Annotated in this window: 17 protein-coding genes and 1 riboswitch; of the genes, 12 read left to right on the forward strand and 5 right to left on the reverse strand. The window is 41.7% G+C overall.

Going from position 1 to position 19,590, the window contains the following annotated elements; translation table 11 throughout:
* Position 1 precedes the first annotated feature (1 nt).
* The 3 genes from AC59IL_RS15060 to AC59IL_RS15070 all read right to left on the reverse strand — a co-directional run bounded on the left by AC59IL_RS15060 (position 2) and on the right by AC59IL_RS15070 (position 2,845).
* Positions 2-709, reverse strand: a complete 708-nt coding sequence (locus tag AC59IL_RS15060; RefSeq protein WP_496552977.1) for a zinc-dependent peptidase — start codon at positions 707-709, stop codon at positions 2-4.
* A gap of 147 nt (positions 710-856) precedes the next feature.
* On the reverse strand, positions 857-1,657 hold the full coding sequence (locus tag AC59IL_RS15065) for a zinc-dependent peptidase (protein WP_496552978.1): 801 nt from the start codon (positions 1,655-1,657) through the stop codon (positions 857-859).
* A 228-nt stretch (positions 1,658-1,885) separates the two neighbouring features.
* Positions 1,886-2,845, reverse strand: a complete 960-nt coding sequence (locus AC59IL_RS15070) for a zinc-dependent peptidase (RefSeq protein ID WP_496552979.1) — start codon at positions 2,843-2,845, stop codon at positions 1,886-1,888.
* Positions 2,846-3,126: 281 nt separating this feature from the next.
* Here AC59IL_RS15070 and aspS point away from each other — a divergent pair, with 281 nt between their 5' ends.
* From aspS to AC59IL_RS15100, 6 genes are all read left to right on the forward strand, one after another.
* Positions 3,127-4,953 (forward strand): aspartate--tRNA ligase, encoded by a 1,827-nt coding sequence (gene aspS / locus AC59IL_RS15075; protein WP_496552980.1) that lies wholly within the window; start codon positions 3,127-3,129, stop codon positions 4,951-4,953.
* Between the two features lie 66 nt (positions 4,954-5,019).
* Complete coding sequence (locus AC59IL_RS15080) at positions 5,020-5,520, forward strand: hypothetical protein (protein WP_496552981.1); 501 nt, start codon at positions 5,020-5,022, stop codon at positions 5,518-5,520.
* A gap of 63 nt (positions 5,521-5,583) precedes the next feature.
* Positions 5,584-6,843 (forward strand): replication-associated recombination protein A, encoded by a 1,260-nt coding sequence (locus tag AC59IL_RS15085; RefSeq protein ID WP_496552982.1) that lies wholly within the window; start codon positions 5,584-5,586, stop codon positions 6,841-6,843.
* Between the two features lie 91 nt (positions 6,844-6,934).
* Positions 6,935-7,393, forward strand: a complete 459-nt coding sequence (locus tag AC59IL_RS15090) for a GNAT family N-acetyltransferase (RefSeq protein WP_496552983.1) — start codon at positions 6,935-6,937, stop codon at positions 7,391-7,393.
* A gap of 149 nt (positions 7,394-7,542) precedes the next feature.
* Positions 7,543-8,499, forward strand: coding sequence for an outer membrane beta-barrel protein (locus AC59IL_RS15095; RefSeq protein WP_496552984.1), 957 nt, complete (start codon positions 7,543-7,545; stop codon positions 8,497-8,499).
* Positions 8,500-8,592: 93 nt separating this feature from the next.
* Positions 8,593-8,997 (forward strand): T9SS type A sorting domain-containing protein, encoded by a 405-nt coding sequence (locus AC59IL_RS15100; RefSeq protein ID WP_496552985.1) that lies wholly within the window; start codon positions 8,593-8,595, stop codon positions 8,995-8,997.
* A 458-nt stretch (positions 8,998-9,455) separates the two neighbouring features.
* Here AC59IL_RS15100 and AC59IL_RS15105 read toward each other — a convergent pair whose 3' ends face one another.
* Positions 9,456-9,980, reverse strand: coding sequence for a 5' nucleotidase, NT5C type (locus AC59IL_RS15105; RefSeq protein WP_496552986.1), 525 nt, complete (start codon positions 9,978-9,980; stop codon positions 9,456-9,458).
* Between the two features lie 7 nt (positions 9,981-9,987).
* Positions 9,988-12,954 (reverse strand): excinuclease ABC subunit UvrA, encoded by a 2,967-nt coding sequence (uvrA, locus tag AC59IL_RS15110; protein ID WP_496552987.1) that lies wholly within the window; start codon positions 12,952-12,954, stop codon positions 9,988-9,990.
* A gap of 291 nt (positions 12,955-13,245) precedes the next feature.
* Here uvrA and AC59IL_RS15115 point away from each other — a divergent pair, with 291 nt between their 5' ends.
* From AC59IL_RS15115 to AC59IL_RS15140, 6 genes are all read left to right on the forward strand, one after another.
* A complete protein-coding gene (locus AC59IL_RS15115; RefSeq protein WP_496552988.1) occupies positions 13,246-13,920 on the forward strand; it encodes a YiaD family glycine zipper/OmpA-like lipoprotein in 675 nt (224 codons plus the stop codon).
* Positions 13,921-13,991: 71 nt separating this feature from the next.
* Complete coding sequence (locus AC59IL_RS15120; protein WP_496552989.1) at positions 13,992-14,645, forward strand: porin family protein; 654 nt, start codon at positions 13,992-13,994, stop codon at positions 14,643-14,645.
* A gap of 316 nt (positions 14,646-14,961) precedes the next feature.
* Positions 14,962-15,618, forward strand: a complete 657-nt coding sequence (locus tag AC59IL_RS15125; protein ID WP_496552990.1) for a porin family protein — start codon at positions 14,962-14,964, stop codon at positions 15,616-15,618.
* 330 nt (positions 15,619-15,948) lie between these two features.
* Positions 15,949-16,069: riboswitch (SAM riboswitch) on the forward strand.
* A 342-nt stretch (positions 16,070-16,411) separates the two neighbouring features.
* Positions 16,412-17,596 carry a trans-sulfuration enzyme family protein gene (locus AC59IL_RS15130; protein ID WP_496552991.1) on the forward strand — a complete coding sequence of 395 codons (1,185 nt, stop codon included), beginning with the start codon at positions 16,412-16,414 and terminating at the stop codon, positions 17,594-17,596.
* A gap of 146 nt (positions 17,597-17,742) precedes the next feature.
* Positions 17,743-18,183 (forward strand): preQ(1) synthase, encoded by a 441-nt coding sequence (queF, locus tag AC59IL_RS15135; RefSeq protein ID WP_496552992.1) that lies wholly within the window; start codon positions 17,743-17,745, stop codon positions 18,181-18,183.
* A gap of 138 nt (positions 18,184-18,321) precedes the next feature.
* Complete coding sequence (locus AC59IL_RS15140; protein ID WP_496552993.1) at positions 18,322-19,578, forward strand: homoserine dehydrogenase; 1,257 nt, start codon at positions 18,322-18,324, stop codon at positions 19,576-19,578.
* The last annotated feature ends 12 nt before the right edge of the window (positions 19,579-19,590 follow it).

Here is a 19,590-nt window from a genome sequence, read left to right on the forward strand (position 1 = left end):
GTTACGACCGCTTCTTACTTAATGGGTCCTGCTTAAGCAATTGCTTCATGCTGTTATATAATTCAGGATAGCGCCTGTGCAGTTCATCCGGTTCCTGAAAAAAAAGCTCTACGCTTTCGGCCCAGCATTCATGTACATTACTGTAGCCCTGTTTACTGAAGTAAGTTCCAATATTCCATTCCGCGTCAAATAAAATTCCCCCCACCTTACGCATTACCTTGTCAAAATGCGTTTGCAGCGACTGGTTATCGGCATAGTCGCCAACGGCCATTTCATATTCAAATGCGTGCGCCATTTCGTGCAGTCCTACATTATTTCTGGTATTGGAAGATGCATAACCTTGTAAAAAATGTTTCCATGAAATATAAATGCCCTGCCGGTTTACATGGCCTGCCCATGGGGTAACACTAAATCCAAAAGTATATTCATCGGCAGTAATATAAATATGCTTAAAAAATGAAAAGTGATATTTCTTCAGTCCAAAAGTCAGTTGTATAGCTGTGGCGCTGATCAATACTTCGGCTTCGGTTTGCGCTTCAAGACCCACGTAGTGAAACTTTTTTCTTTTGCGAAAATCATATACGCGTTGCAGAAACACCTGTTGTTCCGGTAAAGTCAGTTCATTAAAGTAACGAAAGCGCCGGCTGATGATGGCGGCATATTCCTGTAATGTAGTTGAAGGTGCTTTTTTTCGAAAGAAATCAAACATAAAAAATCTCACCCCGAAAATAACACATCGGTTCGAGCCAATAAAAAGTAAGAAAGCTCCCAAATAAAAAAAACCTCGCACCGAAAAAAACAATCCGGTTTGAGGCATTACAGTAAACAATAAAGTTTAAAAAAGTATTATTGATCTTTAGGCAGCCAGTTTATTCACACTTAAAATTTCAATCGGGTCCTGACGCAGCAAATGGCTCATGGCAGCATATAATTCAGGCAACTCGTGACGCATGCGAACCGGGCTTTCAAAAAACACTTCTACACTCACTGCCCAAAATTCATGATAATTGGTGCCCGCATAATCGCCCAGTAAATTTTTGGCGCCGTTTTGCATACTTTCAAAAATTGGCCGGGCCACTTTTGAAAAATTCTTGAATTCTTTTTTGAAATGCTTGTCTTCTTCGGTTTGTGTAATAAAGTTTACATACGCCAATGCATGTGCCATTTCGTGCAAACCCATATTGCAATTCGGGGTAAGCCCTTTCAATCCCTTCATGAAATTATCCCACGATAAATAAATGCCGCTGTGATCAACATGCCCCTGAAAAGGACGCGAATAAAAACCATAGTGGTAATCGTCTTTCAGTACATAGATGTCTTTGAAATAATTGAACTGGTATTTTTCCAGCCCAAAGGTTAACTGAACGGCAACAGCACTGATGAGCACCGGCATTTCGGCCTGCTCGTGCACTTCGATATAGTGGAACTTCTTGGCTTTCTTAAAAAGATATGTTCTGAAAAGGAACTTATGCTGTTCCTGCAGGTTTAACCGGTTGTAGTACTTTAAATTTTGCGAAACTATTGAGTGAAAAAAGGTTTCCTGGGCAAGAAACAACTTGTACTGCCTTTTTTCATACAAATAATTGTACCACCTGATAACAGGTCCCTGTAAAATGATGATGCCAAAGACCACCATGAAAATGATCAAAATTTCCATAAGGCTCATTTTTGTCCGTAAATGATGTTGTACGGGGATCAGATCAACATTGGATGGTCTTTACATAGAGTTTGGGATCATTCTACGGTTTCCAGGGAATTGGAAGGGGAAAGCAAATTAAAGGGTGGTGAACAACAGGAGGTTTTAAATTCCGCTACAAAATATAAAGAAAATTTTAAAAAATAAAGAGCCTGAGGGTAATTTTATACTTACGTTAGCAACATGCAGCTATTCTTCCGCTACCGGCGACATCAAAAGCCCTGATTTTAACATATCCTGATTTAACAAATTGCACATGGCCTCGTACAATTCGGGCAATTGAATTTTAAACGACTGCGGCCGCTCAAAAAAGTTTTCAACGCAAACCGCCCAAAATTCCTCGTAATTGGTAGCCGCATAGCTTCCCAGAAAGGTAGTTTCACCAGCCTGCATGCTTCTAAAAACAGCTTTGCCTACTCTTGAAAACCGCCAGAAACGCTGTTTAAACCCTTCATCTTCTCCGTTTTTAGCCGTAAAATTTACATAGGCCAGGGCATGCGCCATTTCGTGCAATCCTACATTATCGCCATCGGTATAATTGGCATACGACTGTAAAAAGTTATTCCAGGAAAGATAAATGCCGTCGTCGTTCACATGCCCCTGAAATGGTATATTAAACAAGCCGTAGTGGTAATCGTTTTTCAACACATAAATGGTACTGAAATGGTCCATCAGGTATTCCTGCAAACCGAATGTAAGCTGAACGGCGGCAGCGCTGATCAGCAGCGGCATGCGCTCCTCGCCCTCCATTTCAACAAACTCAAATTTTTTAGAGGCCATAAAAATGAGCGTCCTTTTCAAAAAACGGTCTTTCAGCGATGCATCGAGGTTACAGTAGTAAGGAATATATTGTTGTAAAATAGTGTCGTAGGTATTGTGTTTATCATCATACATTTTTTTCGCCTGTCTTGCCCGGTATTTTTTGCGAATAAAACGCCAGCAGGTGAAGGATGCCACGATTAAAACAAACATCAGGGCTACAAACAACCCGGGACCTACAATATCCCCATTCGATGCCGCAGGGTCCTTAATATCATTTTGATGCTCCGCCCCCGGCAACAGCTTTATAATAGAATCTGTTTCCGACTGCTGCATTAATATGGTATCCCCATTGGGTAAAAGAATATGCAAGGTGGTATCGGGTGGCATCGCAGGAAAAATACAAAATTACCACTTTGTGAGGTCGCTTAAAAAAGGAAAGATCATTATTAAAAAATTTGATAATTTATTGTTTATAAGCCTTTTTTGCAGGGCTTTTTAGTATTGGTCAAATTTTGAAAATCAAATAAATCGAAATAGATAGATAATAAGTGCAAAGTTGAAAGCATTCCGTTTTAAATTACCTTTGCACCCCGCGCTAAAGTGCAGGGCAATCTTGTGCTGAAGCACGGATTATCATTGCTTATCAGAATATTAAAATCATTATAGGAATGTACAGAACTCATACCTGTGGCGAATTACGAATTTCACATGCAGCACAGCAGGTAACGCTGGCCGGCTGGGTGCAAACCATCAGAAAGTTTGGCAGTATTACTTTTATCGACCTGAGAGACCGTTATGGCATTACGCAATTATTATTGGGCGAAGAGTTGAACAGCCAGCTCGATCAGCAGCCCCTTGGTCGCGAATTTGTTATACAGGCCATCGGTACGGTTGCCGAACGCAGCAATAAAAACCCTAATATACCAACCGGTGATATCGAAATCAAAGTAAGTTCATTTACCATTCTCAATAAATCTGCTACACCTCCCTTTACCGTTCAGGACGATACCGATGGCGGCGATGATCTTCGAATGAAATTCCGCTACCTCGACCTGCGCCGGAATGCCGTGAAGAAAAACCTCGAATTACGGTATGCCGTTAACCGTGCAGCCCGCAACTACCTGCACGAAAACAATTTCATGGATATTGAAACCCCCTTCCTTATTAAATCAACTCCCGAAGGGGCCCGCGATTTTGTGGTGCCTTCTCGCATGAATCCCGGTCAGTTTTATGCATTGCCGCAATCGCCGCAAACTTTTAAACAATTGCTAATGGTGAGCGGGTACGACCGCTATTACCAGGTGGTGAAATGTTTTCGCGATGAAGACCTGCGGGCCGACCGCCAGCCTGAGTTTACGCAGATCGACTGCGAAATGAGCTTTGTTGAGCAGGAAGATATTCTGAACATGTTCGAAGGCATGATCAAACATATTTTCAAAGCGGTGAAAGGCATCGACATTACCGAAAAAGTGCAGCGGATGAGCTGGGAAGATGCCATGTGGCACTATGGTAACGACAAACCCGACATTCGCTTTGGCATGCAGGTGCTGAATATAAAATCGGCCTTTACAAAAGAAGGTAAATTACAGGCAAACGGTGAACTGATTGCCGGTAGCGATTTTAAAGTATTTAAAGAAGCCGAAACCGTAGTGGCCATTGCAGTACCCGGCTGTGCCGACTATACCCGCAAACAAACCGATGAACTGACTGAGTGGGTAAAACGTCCGCAGATCGGTATGCAGGGGCTGGTGTTCATCAAATGCAATACCGACGGTACTTATAAAAGCAGCGTAGATAAATTTTTTACAGAAGATAAACTGAAAGCCATTGCCGATGCTGCCGGCGCCAAAGCAGGCGACCTGGTGTTTATTCTGGCAGGCCATGAAGAAAGAACCCGTAAAGCCATCAGCGAGCTGCGGCTCGAAATGGGCGAACGCCTGGGATTGCGCAAAAAAGAGGAATTCAAATTATTGTGGGTGCTCGATTTTCCTTTGTTCGAATACAGCGAGGAAGATAACCGCTGGGTTGCCCGCCACCATCCGTTCACCTCGCCCAAGCCCGATCATATTGAAATAATGATCAAAAACAATCCGGTTATCGACAATGCGGCTGAATACCTGAAACATCCTTACGCTAACATCAAGGCCAATGCGTACGACATGGTGCTCAACGGTAATGAAATTGGCGGTGGTTCTATTCGTATATTCCAGCGCGATCTGCAGGAAAAAATGTTTGCGGCACTGGGCATGAGCCAGGAAGAAGCCATGCACAAATTTGGTTTTCTGCTCGGCGCTTTTGAATATGGCGCCCCTCCGCACGGTGGTATTGCCTATGGGTTCGACCGTTTGTGCGCTATTTTGGGCGGCAGCGAAAGCATTCGCGACTTTATCGCCTTCCCCAAAAACAACAGCGGCCGCGACGTAATGCTCGATGCCCCCAGTTCAGTAGATCAAAAGCAGTTAAATGAATTGCAGATAAAGCTGAATTTGCAATAAAATAATATTACTTGTATTTTGAAGTCTCCCAACAAGTCGGGAGACTTCACTTATTTTAAACCTCCTATGAGCAAGGTAACCACATCATGGAAAATATTCAGGGCTATTTGTATTATACAGCTCATACTGGTGGCATTTAAAGGCATGCTGGCATTCAGTGAGCTGTTTTATAAAAGCCAGATACTTATAAGTATTATAGATACCCTTGCCTATGGATTGGTTTTTCTTTTTGTATATCACGGTTTGTCGATGCTGAATTATAATTATCCCGACATACCGTTGTCTGTTAAACAAAAGCGCTCTTTTAATGTGCTGTACCTCATTAACTTTTTGCTGATCGCTTATTTGTTTGCCCAAATAGTAAATACATGGTGGCTGGTGCCTTATGTATTTCGCATCAACAACACCATCAGATTTTATTCGTATACGCTCGCTGCCCTCTTTTTGTTTTCATGGGTCATTTTCATTGTTCATCTGATTTTTCTGGCAGGTATGTTTCGATTACGAAGACTTATTTATCAAAACACCATCAGTAGCTGGTATCAGCAGTTTGATAAAAAAGACTAATTTTAAAAATGCCGGAATACCGCCACCGTGGCACGGCTTTTTTCATTTTTTCTATTGTCAGTTATGCAATCAATACCACTTGCAGAACGGTTGCGTCCGAATACATTGGATGAACTGGTAGGCCAGGAGCACCTTACCGGTAAGGGAAGTATTTTACGAACTGCTATTGAACAGGGCAAAGTACCTTCCATGATCTTATGGGGACCACCCGGCACGGGTAAAACTACCATCGCCAACATTATAGCTCACACATTAAATGTTCCTTTTTATACGCTCAGCGCCATCAGTTCGGGAGTTAAAGAAGTGCGCGAAGTAATTGCAGAGGCCAAAGAAAAAGAACGTGCCATTTTATTCATCGATGAAATTCACCGGTTCAATAAAGGGCAACAGGATGCCCTGCTTGGTGCAGTGGAAAAAGGAATTGTTACACTGATCGGCGCTACTACCGAAAATCCTTCCTTTGAAGTGAACAGCGCCTTACTAAGCAGGTGCCAGGTGTATGTGTTAAAACCCCTGCAGGTAGAAAGTTTGATCAATTTACTGCAACAGGCTATTGAAAAAGACGAAACGCTTCGGCAAAAACATATTGAGCTGCAGGAAACGGCCGCATTGATTACCATATCAGGCGGCGATGCCCGCAAACTGCTCAACCTGCTTGAGCTGGTGGCAGATGCCCTGGGCAATAACGTAATAATAACAGATGATGCCGTAATGGAAATTGCGCAGCAACGTATTGCCCTATACGATAAAAGCGGTGAGCAGCACTATGATATTATTTCGGCCTTTATTAAAAGTATGCGTGGCAGCGATCCCAATGGCGCTGTATACTGGCTGGCCCGTATGATCGAAGGCGGCGAAGATGTAAAGTTTATTGCACGCCGCATGCTGATACTGGCCAGTGAAGATATAGGCAATGCCAATCCAACAGCACTGGTGCTGGCCAATGCCACTTTTGAAGCAGTTGATAAAATAGGTTATCCCGAAGCGCGCATTATTTTATCGCAGTGCGCTATTTATCTTGCTACATCTTCCAAAAGCAACGCTTCTTATGTTGCTATCGATGCGGCACTCGCAGCTGTTCGTGAACATGGCGACCTGCCGGTGCCCCTGCACATTCGCAATGCACCAACACAGCTGATGAAAAAGCTCGATTATGGTAAAGGGTATAAATACTCACATGATTACGAAGGAAATTTTTCAAACCAGGAGTACCTGCCTGCCCCGCTTGCAGGAAATAAATTTTACAACCCCGGCAAAAACGCACGCGAAGAAGAACTAAGAAAGTATTTAAAAAATCTGTGGAAAGAAAAATACGGATACTAAATGCTGTTACAGGTTACAGGGGATCAGGTTACAGGGACTTTTACTGTACCTTGAAACCTGTAACTTGTAACTTGTAACCTGAAACAAAAAAATGGATAACATTACCTTTACATACAAGTCATTCGCGCAACTTACTACACATGAACTATATGCCATTCTAAAATTGCGCAGCGAAGTATTTGTGGTTGAACAAAACTGTGTTTTTCTGGATGCAGATGATAAAGATCAATTTTCATATCATATAATGGTGTGGCAAAATAATTTACTCGTTGGTTATACACGATTGGTTCCCGCCGGTGTTGCCTATACAGAACCATCTATTGGACGAGTAGTAATTTCTTCTACCGTAAGAAACACAGGATTAGGTAGGTCATTAATGCAATTCTCTATTCGTACATTATACAACCTGTGGGGGAAAACTACGATTACTATTGGGGCGCAATTATACCTGCGTAAATTTTACGAATCACTCGGTTTTCAGCAGAAAAGTGAAGTCTACATTGAGGACGGCATCGATCATATCAAAATGATTTTACAGGATTTAGCCTGAAAATCGTACGCCAAAACACTTATTTGTATATTTTTTTGAAAGTCACACACAAAAAAGAAACAATTGTGCGTTTATTGTTTGTGTAACTGGTGTTTATTATTTTAGCGCCGGAATCCATTGACCATCTGAAAACTAAATCTGATATTCTCATGAAACAAATTTTACACCCTTTGTGGCGGTGTGGCTTGTTACTACTCGTTAGCGTGTGTAATCATCTACCTTCTTTCAGCCAAACCGAAAGCTCCTCATTTTTTGAAGCTGGTATTACCATGGGCCCCTCTAACTTCCTGGGCGACCTTGGAGGTAATATGGGAAAAGGTACCAAGTTTATCAAAGACAACAACTTCCCGATGACCAAATTCATGTTTGGTGCGTTCTTAACGTATCAGCCTAATGAATGGCTGGGATTCAGGCTGGCTGTTAACAGAGGAACTTTAGAAGGTGATGATGCTATCATCAAAGGCAAAGGCGGCTATGAAGAAGCCCGTAAGTACCGCAACTCCGACTTCCGTTCGCGGATAACCGAAGCCATGTTACTGGCCGAGATTTATCCTACAGTATTTTTAGAAAGCGATCCTTCTGATGTATTTATGAGATTAAGGCCTTATGCAACAATTGGTATAGGTGTATTTCATTTCAATCCGCAGGGAACTGATCCTCTTTCAGGCGCCTGGGTTGATCTGAAGCCTTTACACACCGAAGGTCAGGGATTTGCCGAATATCCTGGTCGCAAGGAATACAAATTAACCCAAATGAACGTTCCCATGGGTATTGGCGCCAAGTATTTCCTGAGTGAAACAGTAAACATTGGCCTCGAAATTTTACACAGAACAACTTTCACTGATTATATTGATGACGTAAGCACTACGTATATTGATCCCAGTGCTTTTTACGCTCACTTACCTTTTGCACAGGCACAGCTGGCAGAAAGAATGGCCAACAAAAGCGGTCATAATGGAACAACCACTCCCTATGCGGTTGGTGATAAAAGAGGAACTGCCACTAATAATGATGCATACTATTCAATAAACATTAAGTTAGGTATCAGATTAGGTCAGGGTGGAAACAGATACAACAGCTCTACCCGTTGCCCGGTTAGATTCTAATTGCAACTTTGCACTAATAATCCGTATACAAGATATTTGTTGATCCGTACCCTTTTGAAAATTTTAAGCCTTTAGGCTGCAATATTTAAACCCATGAAAACCACCGGAACCGTAAGAAAACGAGCTGCTCATAGTGTGTCCATTCTTTTTGCACTTTTAATGCTGCAGGCTATATCATGCCCGTCTTTCGGTTGTCCCTTACCTGTATCATTTTACGAAAATGATACCATTCTGGTACAAAAACAAACTACCAGTAAAAAGCATAAAATCAAACTTTACCCAAACGAGGAGCAGAATGTGCTGTTCTTTAGCGCACGTGGCTTTGAAGGGAAAGTGTACCAGCTGTTTTTGTTTGATGTGCAGGGCACCCTGGTAAAACAGGCCAATGTTAAAAACAAACAAACTACCATTTTAGACAATATTGAAAAAGGAAGTTACCTGTTCGAAGTGTTCAGTGATGACGAGCGCATTGAAAATGGACAGGTGATTATAAAATAAATCGGTTACAAGTTGACAAGTTAACAAGTTTACAGGTTAACAAGTTAAAGTAACAACAAAGCTCTTTGTTTGCATAACTAATAAACCAATAAGCTGCAGGGAAATTAGTAAAATCCATATATCCGGTTGAGTCAAAACCTGATCCGTTCCCTATTATTAAGTACCCTGAAACACAAAGATTTTATTAATCACTCCCTGCGCTTGCTTATTGGCTTTTTAAATTCTTCTGGTTAAATCCACCAGTATCCTCAGAGGCCGGCGATGAACAATTGCCGGCCTTTGCTTTTTAGAGAGGTCTGAAGTCGGATGTCGGAAGTCGGAAGTCAGAAGTCAGAAGTCAGAAGAACCTGAGTAATATTAACATGCTGACTAACTTATCAACCTGCAACCTGCAACCTGTAACCTGAAACCTGTAACCTGTAACCACCAACCGGAAGCAGATAGCTGGCAACCGCTAACTATTTCAAAAAAATTTCTGCAGCTTCCTGCCAGTTGTTCAGGCGGTCGTAACCGGTAATATCTTTATTGTGGGGAGAAGTATACAGGTATTTCTTTCCGTTAAAATGTTGCAGGTGGCGAACATGGTCATCGATCATATAATCACCGAACACCATGCGCTTTTCGCCACATAACACCAGTTGCTTCCAGGTAAAAAAGGGAAAGTGCTCCAGCAACCAGTCATATTTATCTTTTAATGAGTTGGGGAACTCAGTTGCAGCCGAAACAATAAATATCTCATACCGCTGATTCATTTCTTTTAACACATCCACGGCATCTTTCATCACCGGCAGGTCTCTGAAAAAACCAGGTTCATATAACCGTTCGCGGATCATTTTGTGATGCTGTTCGGGAAAACCAACCAGCCACGATCCTTTCATCTTACTGAAATCTACCGGTAACCCATGCTCTTTTTCATACCATGTTACCATAGCGCCCATAGGATCGGCAATAACCTCATCCATATCGATTATGATTCTTTCCATTGTTATATCATTTCAATTCTTCTTTTAAAAACTTTGCTGTATGGCTTGCTTTTACTTTCAGCAGGTCTTCGGGTATACCTTCAAACAATATTTGCCCGCCGCCATCGCCACCTTCGGGGCCCAGATCAATAATATGATCCGCCACTTTTATCACATCCATATTGTGCTCAATAACCAGTACGGTATTGCCACGGTCGACCAGCTTATTCAACACATCCAATAAGTGCTGAATATCTTCAAAGTGTAACCCTGTTGTTGGTTCATCAAGAATATAAAATGTTTTACCGGTATCTTTCTTCGATAGTTCGGTGGCCAGCTTCACCCGCTGCGCTTCTCCCCCGCTTAATGTTACTGCACTTTGCCCGAGTGTAATATAACCCAGCCCAACTTCCTGCAATACTTTTATCTTACGGTACAGGTACGGCACATTCTGAAAAAATTCTACGGCATCGTCTACCGTCATATCCAGCACATCACTGATCGATTTGCCTTTATACCGTATTTCAAGTGTTTCGCGGTTATAGCGTTTACCCTGGCATTTTTCGCAATGCACATATACATCGGGCAAAAAGTTCATTTCAATAACACGCATACCACCGCCTTCACACACATCGCAACGGCCGCTTTTTACATTAAACGAAAAACGACCTGCATTATACCCGCGGATCTTTGCCTCGGGAACCGATGCAAACAGCGTTCGTATATCAGTAAAAAAGCCACAATAGGTTGCCGGGTTACTGCGTGGTGTACGGCCAATGGGACTTTGGTCGATTTCAATAACCTTATCAATAAGCTCAAGCCCTTTGATCGTTTTATATTCAAGGGGCGTCATTCTTGAGTTGTAAGCGTGCTTACTTAAAATAGGATACAACGTTTCGATAATAAGCGTTGATTTACCGCTGCCGCTTACGCCGGTTGCCACAATGAATTTTCCCAATGGAAATTTTGCCGTAACCTGTTTCAGGTTATTGCCGTTGGCGCCGATCAGTTCAAGCACCTTTCCATTTCCTTTTCTTCTTTCTTTGGGAACAGCAATTTCACGTATACCATTCAGATAGGCCGAAGTAAGCGTATCTAATTTCAGCAAAGCGGTTGGTTCGCCCTGCGCTACTATGCGGCCGCCATGAAAACCGGCTTTGGGACCAATATCAACCAAATGATCGGCTGCCAGCATAATATCTTTATCATGCTCAACCACCAGCACACTGTTGCCAATATTGCGCAGGTTTTTCAATGCTTCTATCAACCGGTGATTATCGCGTTGATGCAATCCAATGCTCGGTTCATCCAAAATATAAGTGATGCCCTGTAATTGCGACCCTATTTGAGTGGCCAGCCGTATGCGTTGCGATTCACCGCCACTGAGAGTTCGCGAAGGCCGGTTCAGGGTAAGATACGTTAGCCCTACATCGAGCAAAAACTGCAACCGTTCACGAATTTCTTTCAACACATCTTTGGCAATGGCATTTTGTTTGGTCGATAATCTTTTTTCAATACCCTTGAACCACTGCATCATTTTATCGAGGTTCAGTTCGCTCAGCTCCGATATATTTTTTTCATCTACCTTAAACCACAAACTTTCTTTTTTCAAACGGGCGCCATTACAGGTGGTGCAGGTTTTTAATTCCATGAACTGCTCTGTCCATTGACGTATTGAGTCGCTTGAGCTGCCGGCAAACCATCGTTTCAGCTGAGGCACCAATCCTTCATATTCTTCGGTATATATATTAGCGCCCGGTTCAATGGTATCAAAATCAAGATGCTCTTCAACCGGTCCGGTTTCATTGCCATATAAAACCAGGTTCAATGCTTTTTTAGGCATTTCTTTCAATGGCACATCGAGACTAAACTTATATTTCTTTGCCATTCGCTGTACCTGGCCAAACACGTAGGTATCTCTTTCTTCGCCTAATGGAACAATACCACCTTCATTAATGCTTAGCGATTTATCGGGCATAACGGCATCCAGACTGATCTGGTATACATTGCCGAGACCTTTACAGGTTGGGCAGGCGCCATATGGACTATTAAAAGAAAAACTGTTGGGCGAAGGTTCTTCATAACTGGTACCTGTGTCTTCACACATCAGCTGCCGCGAGTACTGAACAAGCGCCTCCCCCTTACCCCCTCCGGTGGAAGGGGAATTATTACCTTGCTGCGATTTACCGTTTTTGGAACCGGTGGCAGTACCGGCATCCTGAACCAGCAAAAACATCAGCTCCTTCCCCATTTGCAGCGTCTTTTGCACGCTTTGACTTAGCCGAACTTTCATATCATCTGTAACGGCCATGCGGTCGATCACCACTTCAATATCATGTATTTTATACCTGTCGACCTGCATCTTCGGGGCAAGGTCTTTCACTTCACCGTCGACCCGTACTTTGAGATAACCTTTTTTGCGTATATCTTCGAACAGTTCGCGATAATGTCCCTTACGACCTCTTACGAGGGGGGCCAGCAAGGTTATCTTTTTGCGACTGAATTTCTTATAAATATTTTCAACAATTTCTTCTTCACTAAACTTGACCATTTTTTTCCCCGTATTGTAACTATAAGCCTCCCCAACGCGGGCAAACAACAAACGCAGAAAGTCATATACTTCTGTTATAGTTCCTACAGTTGAACGGGGGTTTTTATTGGTAGTTTTTTGTTCAATGGAAATCACGGGCGACAAACCGGTAATCTTATCTACGTCGGGCCTTTCCATTTCACCAATAAACTGACGGGCATAAGCACCAAAACTTTCCATATAACGGCGTTGCCCCTCCGCATATATGGTATCAAAAGCAAGTGACGATTTACCACTGCCACTGATACCTGTAATAACTACCAGTTTATTTTTAGGAATGCTGATATCAATGTTCTTAAGATTATGAACACGTGCACCAAACACATTAATAAACTCATCGGTTTCAACAGGAACGGTTTGAACATCGTTTGTTTGAACTGACTTTTTGCCTTTCACCTCTGCCATATATAAGTGAACCTTTTTAGTTGTTTTAATTACGCTTTTTTAAACGGTACATGAACAATTTGCCTTTACCTGTGTTGTAACACGCAAAATTTGTTCGGGAAAGTACAACTTATCACAACATTTTACTAAATAATTTGTCAAAGATAACAACAAAAAAAGTATAGGAAAGTTGATTATGTTATAAGATATTTGCGCCTCATAATCAACTGAATAGCGTTTAATTGGTGAATTGTGGTACAAAGTTTGAAAGTTGTGCACAGACATAAAACAGTTTTTACTAAAACAATATATATGAGATCAATCCAAAAAACCCTGACAGCCATTGTTGCAGCAGCTATTATTCTTGGAGGTTGCAAAAGCATGAACAAAACACAAAAAGGAGCAATTATTGGTACAGCAGGCGGTGGCGCTGTTGGTGCTATAATTGGAAAAGCAGCAGGTAATACAGCACTGGGTGCTATCGTTGGTGCAACAGTAGGTGGTGTTACCGGTGCCGTTATCGGGCACAAAATGGATAAGCAGGCAAAAGAAATCGAAAGCAAAGTGCCAGGTGCAAAAGTTGATCGTGTAGGTGAAGGTATTGTGGTTGAATTCAATGAAAAGATATTATTCGGGTTCGATCGTTCTGATCTTTCTGCTACTGCTGAATCTAACTTAGGTAAACTGGCAGATGTATTAAAGCAATATCCTGACACAGATATCGAAATTCAGGGTCATACCGACAGCAAAGGTGCTGATGATTATAATATGAAACTTTCTGAAAGAAGAGCTTCGGCCGTTGCCACTTATTTACGTGGAAGAGGCATTGCAAGTGGTCGTATCAAAACAAAAGGTTTTGGTGAAACAGCTCCTATTGCCAGCAATGAAACCGATGCAGGACGTGCGCAAAACCGCCGCGTTGACTTTTTGATCACTGCCAACGACAAAATGAAAGAAGACGCCAAGAAAGAAGCACAGAAACAGTAATAAGCGATTCTTCAATAATCCGTAATACCGCCGCTTAGCATTTTTATTTTAATAACCACAACTATTTAGTTATGAAAGCAAAAGTTCTGGTGCTTACAATAACAATAAGCACGGCCGCATTTGTCGCTAAATCGCAGCAATCTGCAACGTTTGGTATACGGGCAGGTATTAATTTCCAAAACATCACCGGAAAACAGTATGATGGAAGCGATGTGAATGGTAAATTAAAAGCAGGATTTAATGTTGGTGTAAATGCAGAAGTTCCGGTTGCACCCGATTTTTATGTGCAACCCGGTGTTTTGTTCAGCACCAAGGGCGCCAAAAGTAAAGATGATAACGATATAAAAATCAATCTCTCCTACATTGAAGTTCCCATTAATTTCCTGTATAAACCTGCACTGGGCGACGGCAAATTGTTATTGGGCATTGGGCCTTATATTGCTTTTGCAGTAGGTGGAAAATATACAGATCAAAACGGCAAGGAAGCGGATATAAAATTCAAAAACAGTATTACTGCAGCAGAGTTCCTGTCTGATCCTTACTTTAAACGCATTGATGTTGGCGGTAATTTATTATTTGGTTATGAACTAAGCAGTAAAATATCGGCACAGCTCAATGCCCAGTTGGGTATGGTAAAGATCAATCCCAAAATTGATGGCGTATCAAACGATAAAACCAAATACAAAAACACCGGTTTTGGTGTTTCGTTAGGTTATCGACTTTGAGTAATATATGTGTTGAATTTATGTGACATATACAGTGCAAATTATCCTCAACGTTTTTATAAAAAGCCTCCCGGCAAGCCGGGAGGTTTTTTTATGCATAATGAACACGATAATTTATTGCAAACTTTTTTATTACCGGCATGAACATTTAATTAACCCCGGATGTATAACGTTTGTGTAAAAAATGATTTGTAATACGTGTAAGCATGTATGCAATTTAAATATACTTATTACGTTATAAGGCAGATTTTTTTATTACAGATAAGTGAGATAATTAAGTTCCAGATATTTACATTTTAAACCACAACGTTTAATTATGAAATCAAAAGTTCTAATGCTTGCATTAGCAACCACAGCCTTTGCACTAACATCGAATGCCCAGGGAAAAGCATCAATTGGCATACGTGCCGGTATTAACTTTCAAAACATCAATGGAAAAAGTATTGATGGTTCAGATGTTGATTTTAGTTTAAAAACAGGGTTTCATATCGGGGTAAACGCAGAAGTACCTGTTGCCCCTGAATTTTATGTGCAACCCGGTTTATTATTTTCCACCAAAGGAGCCAGATATGATGTGAATAATGGCGATGATATTAAGTATAACATTTCTTACTTCGAAATCCCGATTAACTTTTTGTACAAACCAACATTAGGCCCGGGCAAATTATTACTGGGTGTTGGCCCTTATATTGGTATTGCCGTAGGTGGTAAAGTAAAACAGGGTGGTAATAGTACCAGTTATAAATTTAAAAATGAAATAACGTACTCTCAACTTTCTACTCCCTATGCAAAACGCATGGATTTTGGCGGAAACCTGTTGGCTGGTTATGAACTGAGCAACAAAGTTTCTTTTCAATTGAATGCTCAGTTGGGGATGGTAAAGATCAATCCAAAGATTACTGATATTTCAAACGACAAAAGGTCATTGAAAAATACCGGCTTTGGATTTTCTGTTGGCTATCGCCTGAATTAAACATACTATGCTGGTTTGCTAAGCTTAATAAAGCCCATGCATAAACATTTTTAAAAAGGTTGCATTTTGCAGCCTTTTTTTATTTTACTACCCCGAAAAACACCCGATAATAATGAAACCAAAAACTTTGCTGCCTGCGTTATATTGCCCAGGTGGGCCCTGTAAAGATCGATCCAAAAATTACCGACTACACCAACGATAAAACCTCCTATAAAAATATTGGCTTTGGTATTTCAGTGGGCTATCGTTTTTAAAAAATCACACATGGTGTTAAAAAGAAATTTGACAATTTAATTTTCGTCATTATCTTTGCGTCAGTTCTTTACACATCGCTTATCAAGAAAGGCTGAGGGAAATGGCCCGATGAAGCCTTGACAACCTGCATTCATGTTGAACAAACATGAAGCGTAAGGTGCCAACTCCATCCCGCGGAAGGCGGGACAGATAAGTCAGATAAAAGCTTCTACAATACTGAAATTCAACATATTGAAAGCTCTTCTGACTTACGGAAGAGCTTTTTTATTGGTCCTGAGCGAAGTCGAAGGACCAATTATACAGATTGAGCGCAGTCGAAATCTGTAATAAATCAACTCCTCCCGTAAGAACTCATCTTGATAAGTGCTGTCGCAACCAATGTACTGAGCATACTGAGCGTAGTCGAAGTATGCAGCGAATGATACTGAGCGAAGTCGAAGTATCATTTTCAGTACAACTGTCTAAACAAATTATTAATCACGCTCCTGCTACTGATATCCCGGTTTGGATATGCAGATGGAGGCAAAAAATGTTTATCATGCAAGCGACAACACAATTAATTCACAGCATTCCTGTTGATCCGTTAACCGGCGCAGTTTCTGTGCCTATTTATCAAACCTCCACCTTTGTACAGGAAGCACCCGGTGTAAACAAAGGCTTTGATTATGCACGAACCAACAACCCTACCCGCGCTACACTCGAAAACCTGATCGCTCAACTCGAAGGCGGACAGGTAGGTATTGCATTTGCCAGCGGACTGGCTGCCATTGATGCCGTTGCCAAATTATTAAAAGCCGGCGATGAAATTGTTGCCGTAGATGATATTTACGGTGGTGCGTACCGGTTATTCACCCAGGTATATCAGCAGTTTGGGGTTAAAATAAATTTTGTTGATACTACCGATCCCGAAAAAGTATTCAACGCGGTTACACCCAACACACGCCTCATATGGCTCGAAACACCAACGAACCCTACTTTAAAGATCAGTGATATTGAGGCTATTGCTAAAATTGCCAAAGCCAACCGGTGTTTACTTTGCGTGGATAACACTTTTGCTTCACCCGCATTACAACAACCTCTTTCGCTGGGAGCTGATATTGTAGTGCATTCCGCCACCAAATATTTAGGCGGCCACAGCGACCTGATCGCAGGGCTGGTGGTTACAAAAGAAAAAGAACTGGGCGATAAAATTAAATTCTATCAAAATGCCTGCGGCGCCGTGCTGGCCCCCTTCGATAGCTGGCTGGTAATTCGCGGCATTGAAACCCTGCACCTGCGCGTACAACAACATTGCCGCAGTGCACAGGCTGTAGCCGAATTTTTACAACAACATCCGGCAGTTGATAAAGTATATTATCCGGGATTGAAAGATCATCCTAACCATGATATAGCCAAAAAACAAAGCAAAGGTTTCGGAGGTATTGTTTCGTTTACCCTAAAGCACGATAACGAAGCGGCAGCAAAAGCTTTTGTTACCGGTACCCGTTTGTTTAAACTGGCCGAAAGCCTGGGAGGTATTAAAAGCCTGGTTAGCCATCCCGCTACCATGACGCATAAAACCATTCCTGCCGAAAAACGCAGGGCAGCCGGTGTAACCGACAGCCTTATCCGATTAAGCATTGGCCTCGAAGATGACGGCGATCTGATACAGGACCTGCAGCAGACGCTTGAGCTGAGCAGTATCACTGAGGTAGTGTCTGCTGATAATACAGTGCAGTGCTAATGTGGAAGCAGGAAGTCGGAGGTCGGAAGTCGGAAGAACCCAAATTTTGTAAATACCTTCTTTCTTTATAACGCAATTTTCGGACCTCAGACATCTGACTTCAGACTTCATATAAACAAGAGCTTAAAACAAACCATAAAAGCATCATGTCAGAACAGATAGCAATAAGAACCTTTAAAGACATAGACCGTAGTATTTTAAAAGGTATTCCAAACCCTACTGATAAAGCGTATGAGATCAAAATAAAAATACCCGAATTCACTTTTTTGGGCGTTAAGGAACAACCTGATTTTGCGGTTATTTATCTAACGTTTTATCCGGGTAAAAAAGTAATTGAACTGAAATCGCTGAAACAATACGTTTTTCAATTACGCAATATTGTAACCTCGTACGAACGGTTGATCAATATTATTTATGACGACCTGTGTGCAGCATATGAACCTGAACGGTTACGGCTGGTTATGATCTGTAATCCGCGCGGCGGCATCAGCTCAAAATTGACCATTGATTCTGACTGGAAAATTCGTGGCGGTAAAGAACAATTCAACGACTGGAAACTGGAAGATGAATGGATCGTAAGAATGTAAAAAACGCGGAACGCAGAACGCCTAACGCAGAACGCTTAAAGCATTGGATGTTCTGCATTTTGCGTTCGGCGTTAAGCGTTGCGCGTTAAGCATTTAGCGTTAAGCATTTTCAAATTAGCTAATTATCAAATTACAAATATGGACGCACACAAACCATTAACAATCGGTTTATTCGGATTTGGGGTAGTGGGAGAAGGCCTTTATAAAGTTTTACAACAAACGCCTTCCCTGAAAGCCACTATAAAAAAAGTCTGTATAAAGAACCCCGACAAAAAGCGCAATGCTCCGGCAAGCCTGTTCACTACCAGCAAAGATGAATTGCTGAACGATCCTGAAATAAATGTGATCGTTGAAGTGATCAATGAATCGGAACCTGCTTTCGACATCGTTTCTACCGCTTTAAAAAACGGTAAAGATGTGGTAAGCGCCAGCAAAAAAATGATTGCTGAACACTTACCCGAATTACTGGGATTGCAAAAAATCACCGAACGCTCTTTCCTGTACGAAGCAGCCGCCTGCGCTTCGATACCGGTTATACGCAACCTCGAAGAGTATTACGATAACGACCTGTTGCATTCCATCAAGGCCATTGTGAATGGATCTACCAATTTCATTCTTACCAAAATATTTGAAGATAAACTCGATTATCATCAGGCCCTGTTGCTGGCACAGCAACTGGGTTTTGCCGAAAGCGATCCCTCACTTGATGTGGAAGGTTTTGATGCAGCCAACAAATGGACATTCCTGCTTACCCATGCTTATGGAATTGTAGCCACAACCGACACCCTTGTATTTAACGGTATTCAGCATATACATGCAAGCGATGCTTTGGTAGCTACCGAAAAACATTACGATATTAAACTGGTAGCTCAGGCTAAAAAACTCGAAAACGGCAAAGTAGCCGCTTTTGTATTACCCCAGTTTGTTAAACACGACGACCATCTGGCCTTTGTAAAGAATGAATACAATGGCGTTGTGATCGAAAGCGGTTTTGCCGATAAACAATTCTTTTATGGAAAAGGCGCCGGCAGCTTTCCTACAGCATCCGCCGTATTAAGCGATTTATCGGCCCTTCGTTACCAATATAAATATGAGTACAAGAAATTGTATCACCATAAACCCAATGAGCTTACAAACGATTTTTATGTTCGGGTATATGTAAGTTTCGATGACTGGCAATACATTCCCAAAGAAAAATTCGAGTGGATTGAAGAGTGGCATGCTGAAACCGACCGCAAATATCTGGTTGGTGTATTGTCGTTTAATGAGCTGGTGCAAAATAGCTGGTGGCGCGAAAATAAAACCTCGCTCATTCTGGCCCCCGATCCGATTATTGAAGATGTGGAAGTACGCAAGTTGAAAAAGAAGAGTCTTGAATTAGCTGGAATAATTTAATACAAGTAATAC

Source organism: Niastella sp. sgz303648 (assembly GCF_059587045.1).

What these genes read in the sequence shown, in the direction of transcription:
- AC59IL_RS15065 (WP_496552978.1), bottom strand. Translation starts at nt 1,657, where the DNA reads ATGGAAATTTTGATCATTTTCATGGTGGTCTTTGGCATCATCATTTTA.
- AC59IL_RS15080 (WP_496552981.1), top strand. Translation starts at nt 5,020, where the DNA reads ATGAGCAAGGTAACCACATCATGGAAAATATTCAGGGCTATTTGTATT.
- AC59IL_RS15070 (WP_496552979.1), bottom strand. Translation starts at nt 2,845, where the DNA reads ATGCCACCCGATACCACCTTGCATATTCTTTTACCCAATGGGGATACC.
- AC59IL_RS15125 (WP_496552990.1), top strand. Translation starts at nt 14,962, where the DNA reads ATGAAATCAAAAGTTCTAATGCTTGCATTAGCAACCACAGCCTTTGCA.
- uvrA (WP_496552987.1), bottom strand. Translation starts at nt 12,954, where the DNA reads ATGGCAGAGGTGAAAGGCAAAAAGTCAGTTCAAACAAACGATGTTCAA.
- AC59IL_RS15060 (WP_496552977.1), bottom strand. Translation starts at nt 709, where the DNA reads ATGTTTGATTTCTTTCGAAAAAAAGCACCTTCAACTACATTACAGGAA.
- aspS (WP_496552980.1), top strand. Translation starts at nt 3,127, where the DNA reads ATGTACAGAACTCATACCTGTGGCGAATTACGAATTTCACATGCAGCA.
- AC59IL_RS15100 (WP_496552985.1), top strand. Translation starts at nt 8,593, where the DNA reads ATGAAAACCACCGGAACCGTAAGAAAACGAGCTGCTCATAGTGTGTCC.
- AC59IL_RS15130 (WP_496552991.1), top strand. Translation starts at nt 16,412, where the DNA reads ATGCAAGCGACAACACAATTAATTCACAGCATTCCTGTTGATCCGTTA.
- AC59IL_RS15085 (WP_496552982.1), top strand. Translation starts at nt 5,584, where the DNA reads ATGCAATCAATACCACTTGCAGAACGGTTGCGTCCGAATACATTGGAT.
- AC59IL_RS15095 (WP_496552984.1), top strand. Translation starts at nt 7,543, where the DNA reads ATGAAACAAATTTTACACCCTTTGTGGCGGTGTGGCTTGTTACTACTC.
- AC59IL_RS15105 (WP_496552986.1), bottom strand. Translation starts at nt 9,980, where the DNA reads ATGGAAAGAATCATAATCGATATGGATGAGGTTATTGCCGATCCTATG.
- AC59IL_RS15120 (WP_496552989.1), top strand. Translation starts at nt 13,992, where the DNA reads ATGAAAGCAAAAGTTCTGGTGCTTACAATAACAATAAGCACGGCCGCA.
- AC59IL_RS15090 (WP_496552983.1), top strand. Translation starts at nt 6,935, where the DNA reads ATGGATAACATTACCTTTACATACAAGTCATTCGCGCAACTTACTACA.
- queF (WP_496552992.1), top strand. Translation starts at nt 17,743, where the DNA reads ATGTCAGAACAGATAGCAATAAGAACCTTTAAAGACATAGACCGTAGT.
- AC59IL_RS15140 (WP_496552993.1), top strand. Translation starts at nt 18,322, where the DNA reads ATGGACGCACACAAACCATTAACAATCGGTTTATTCGGATTTGGGGTA.
- AC59IL_RS15115 (WP_496552988.1), top strand. Translation starts at nt 13,246, where the DNA reads ATGAGATCAATCCAAAAAACCCTGACAGCCATTGTTGCAGCAGCTATT.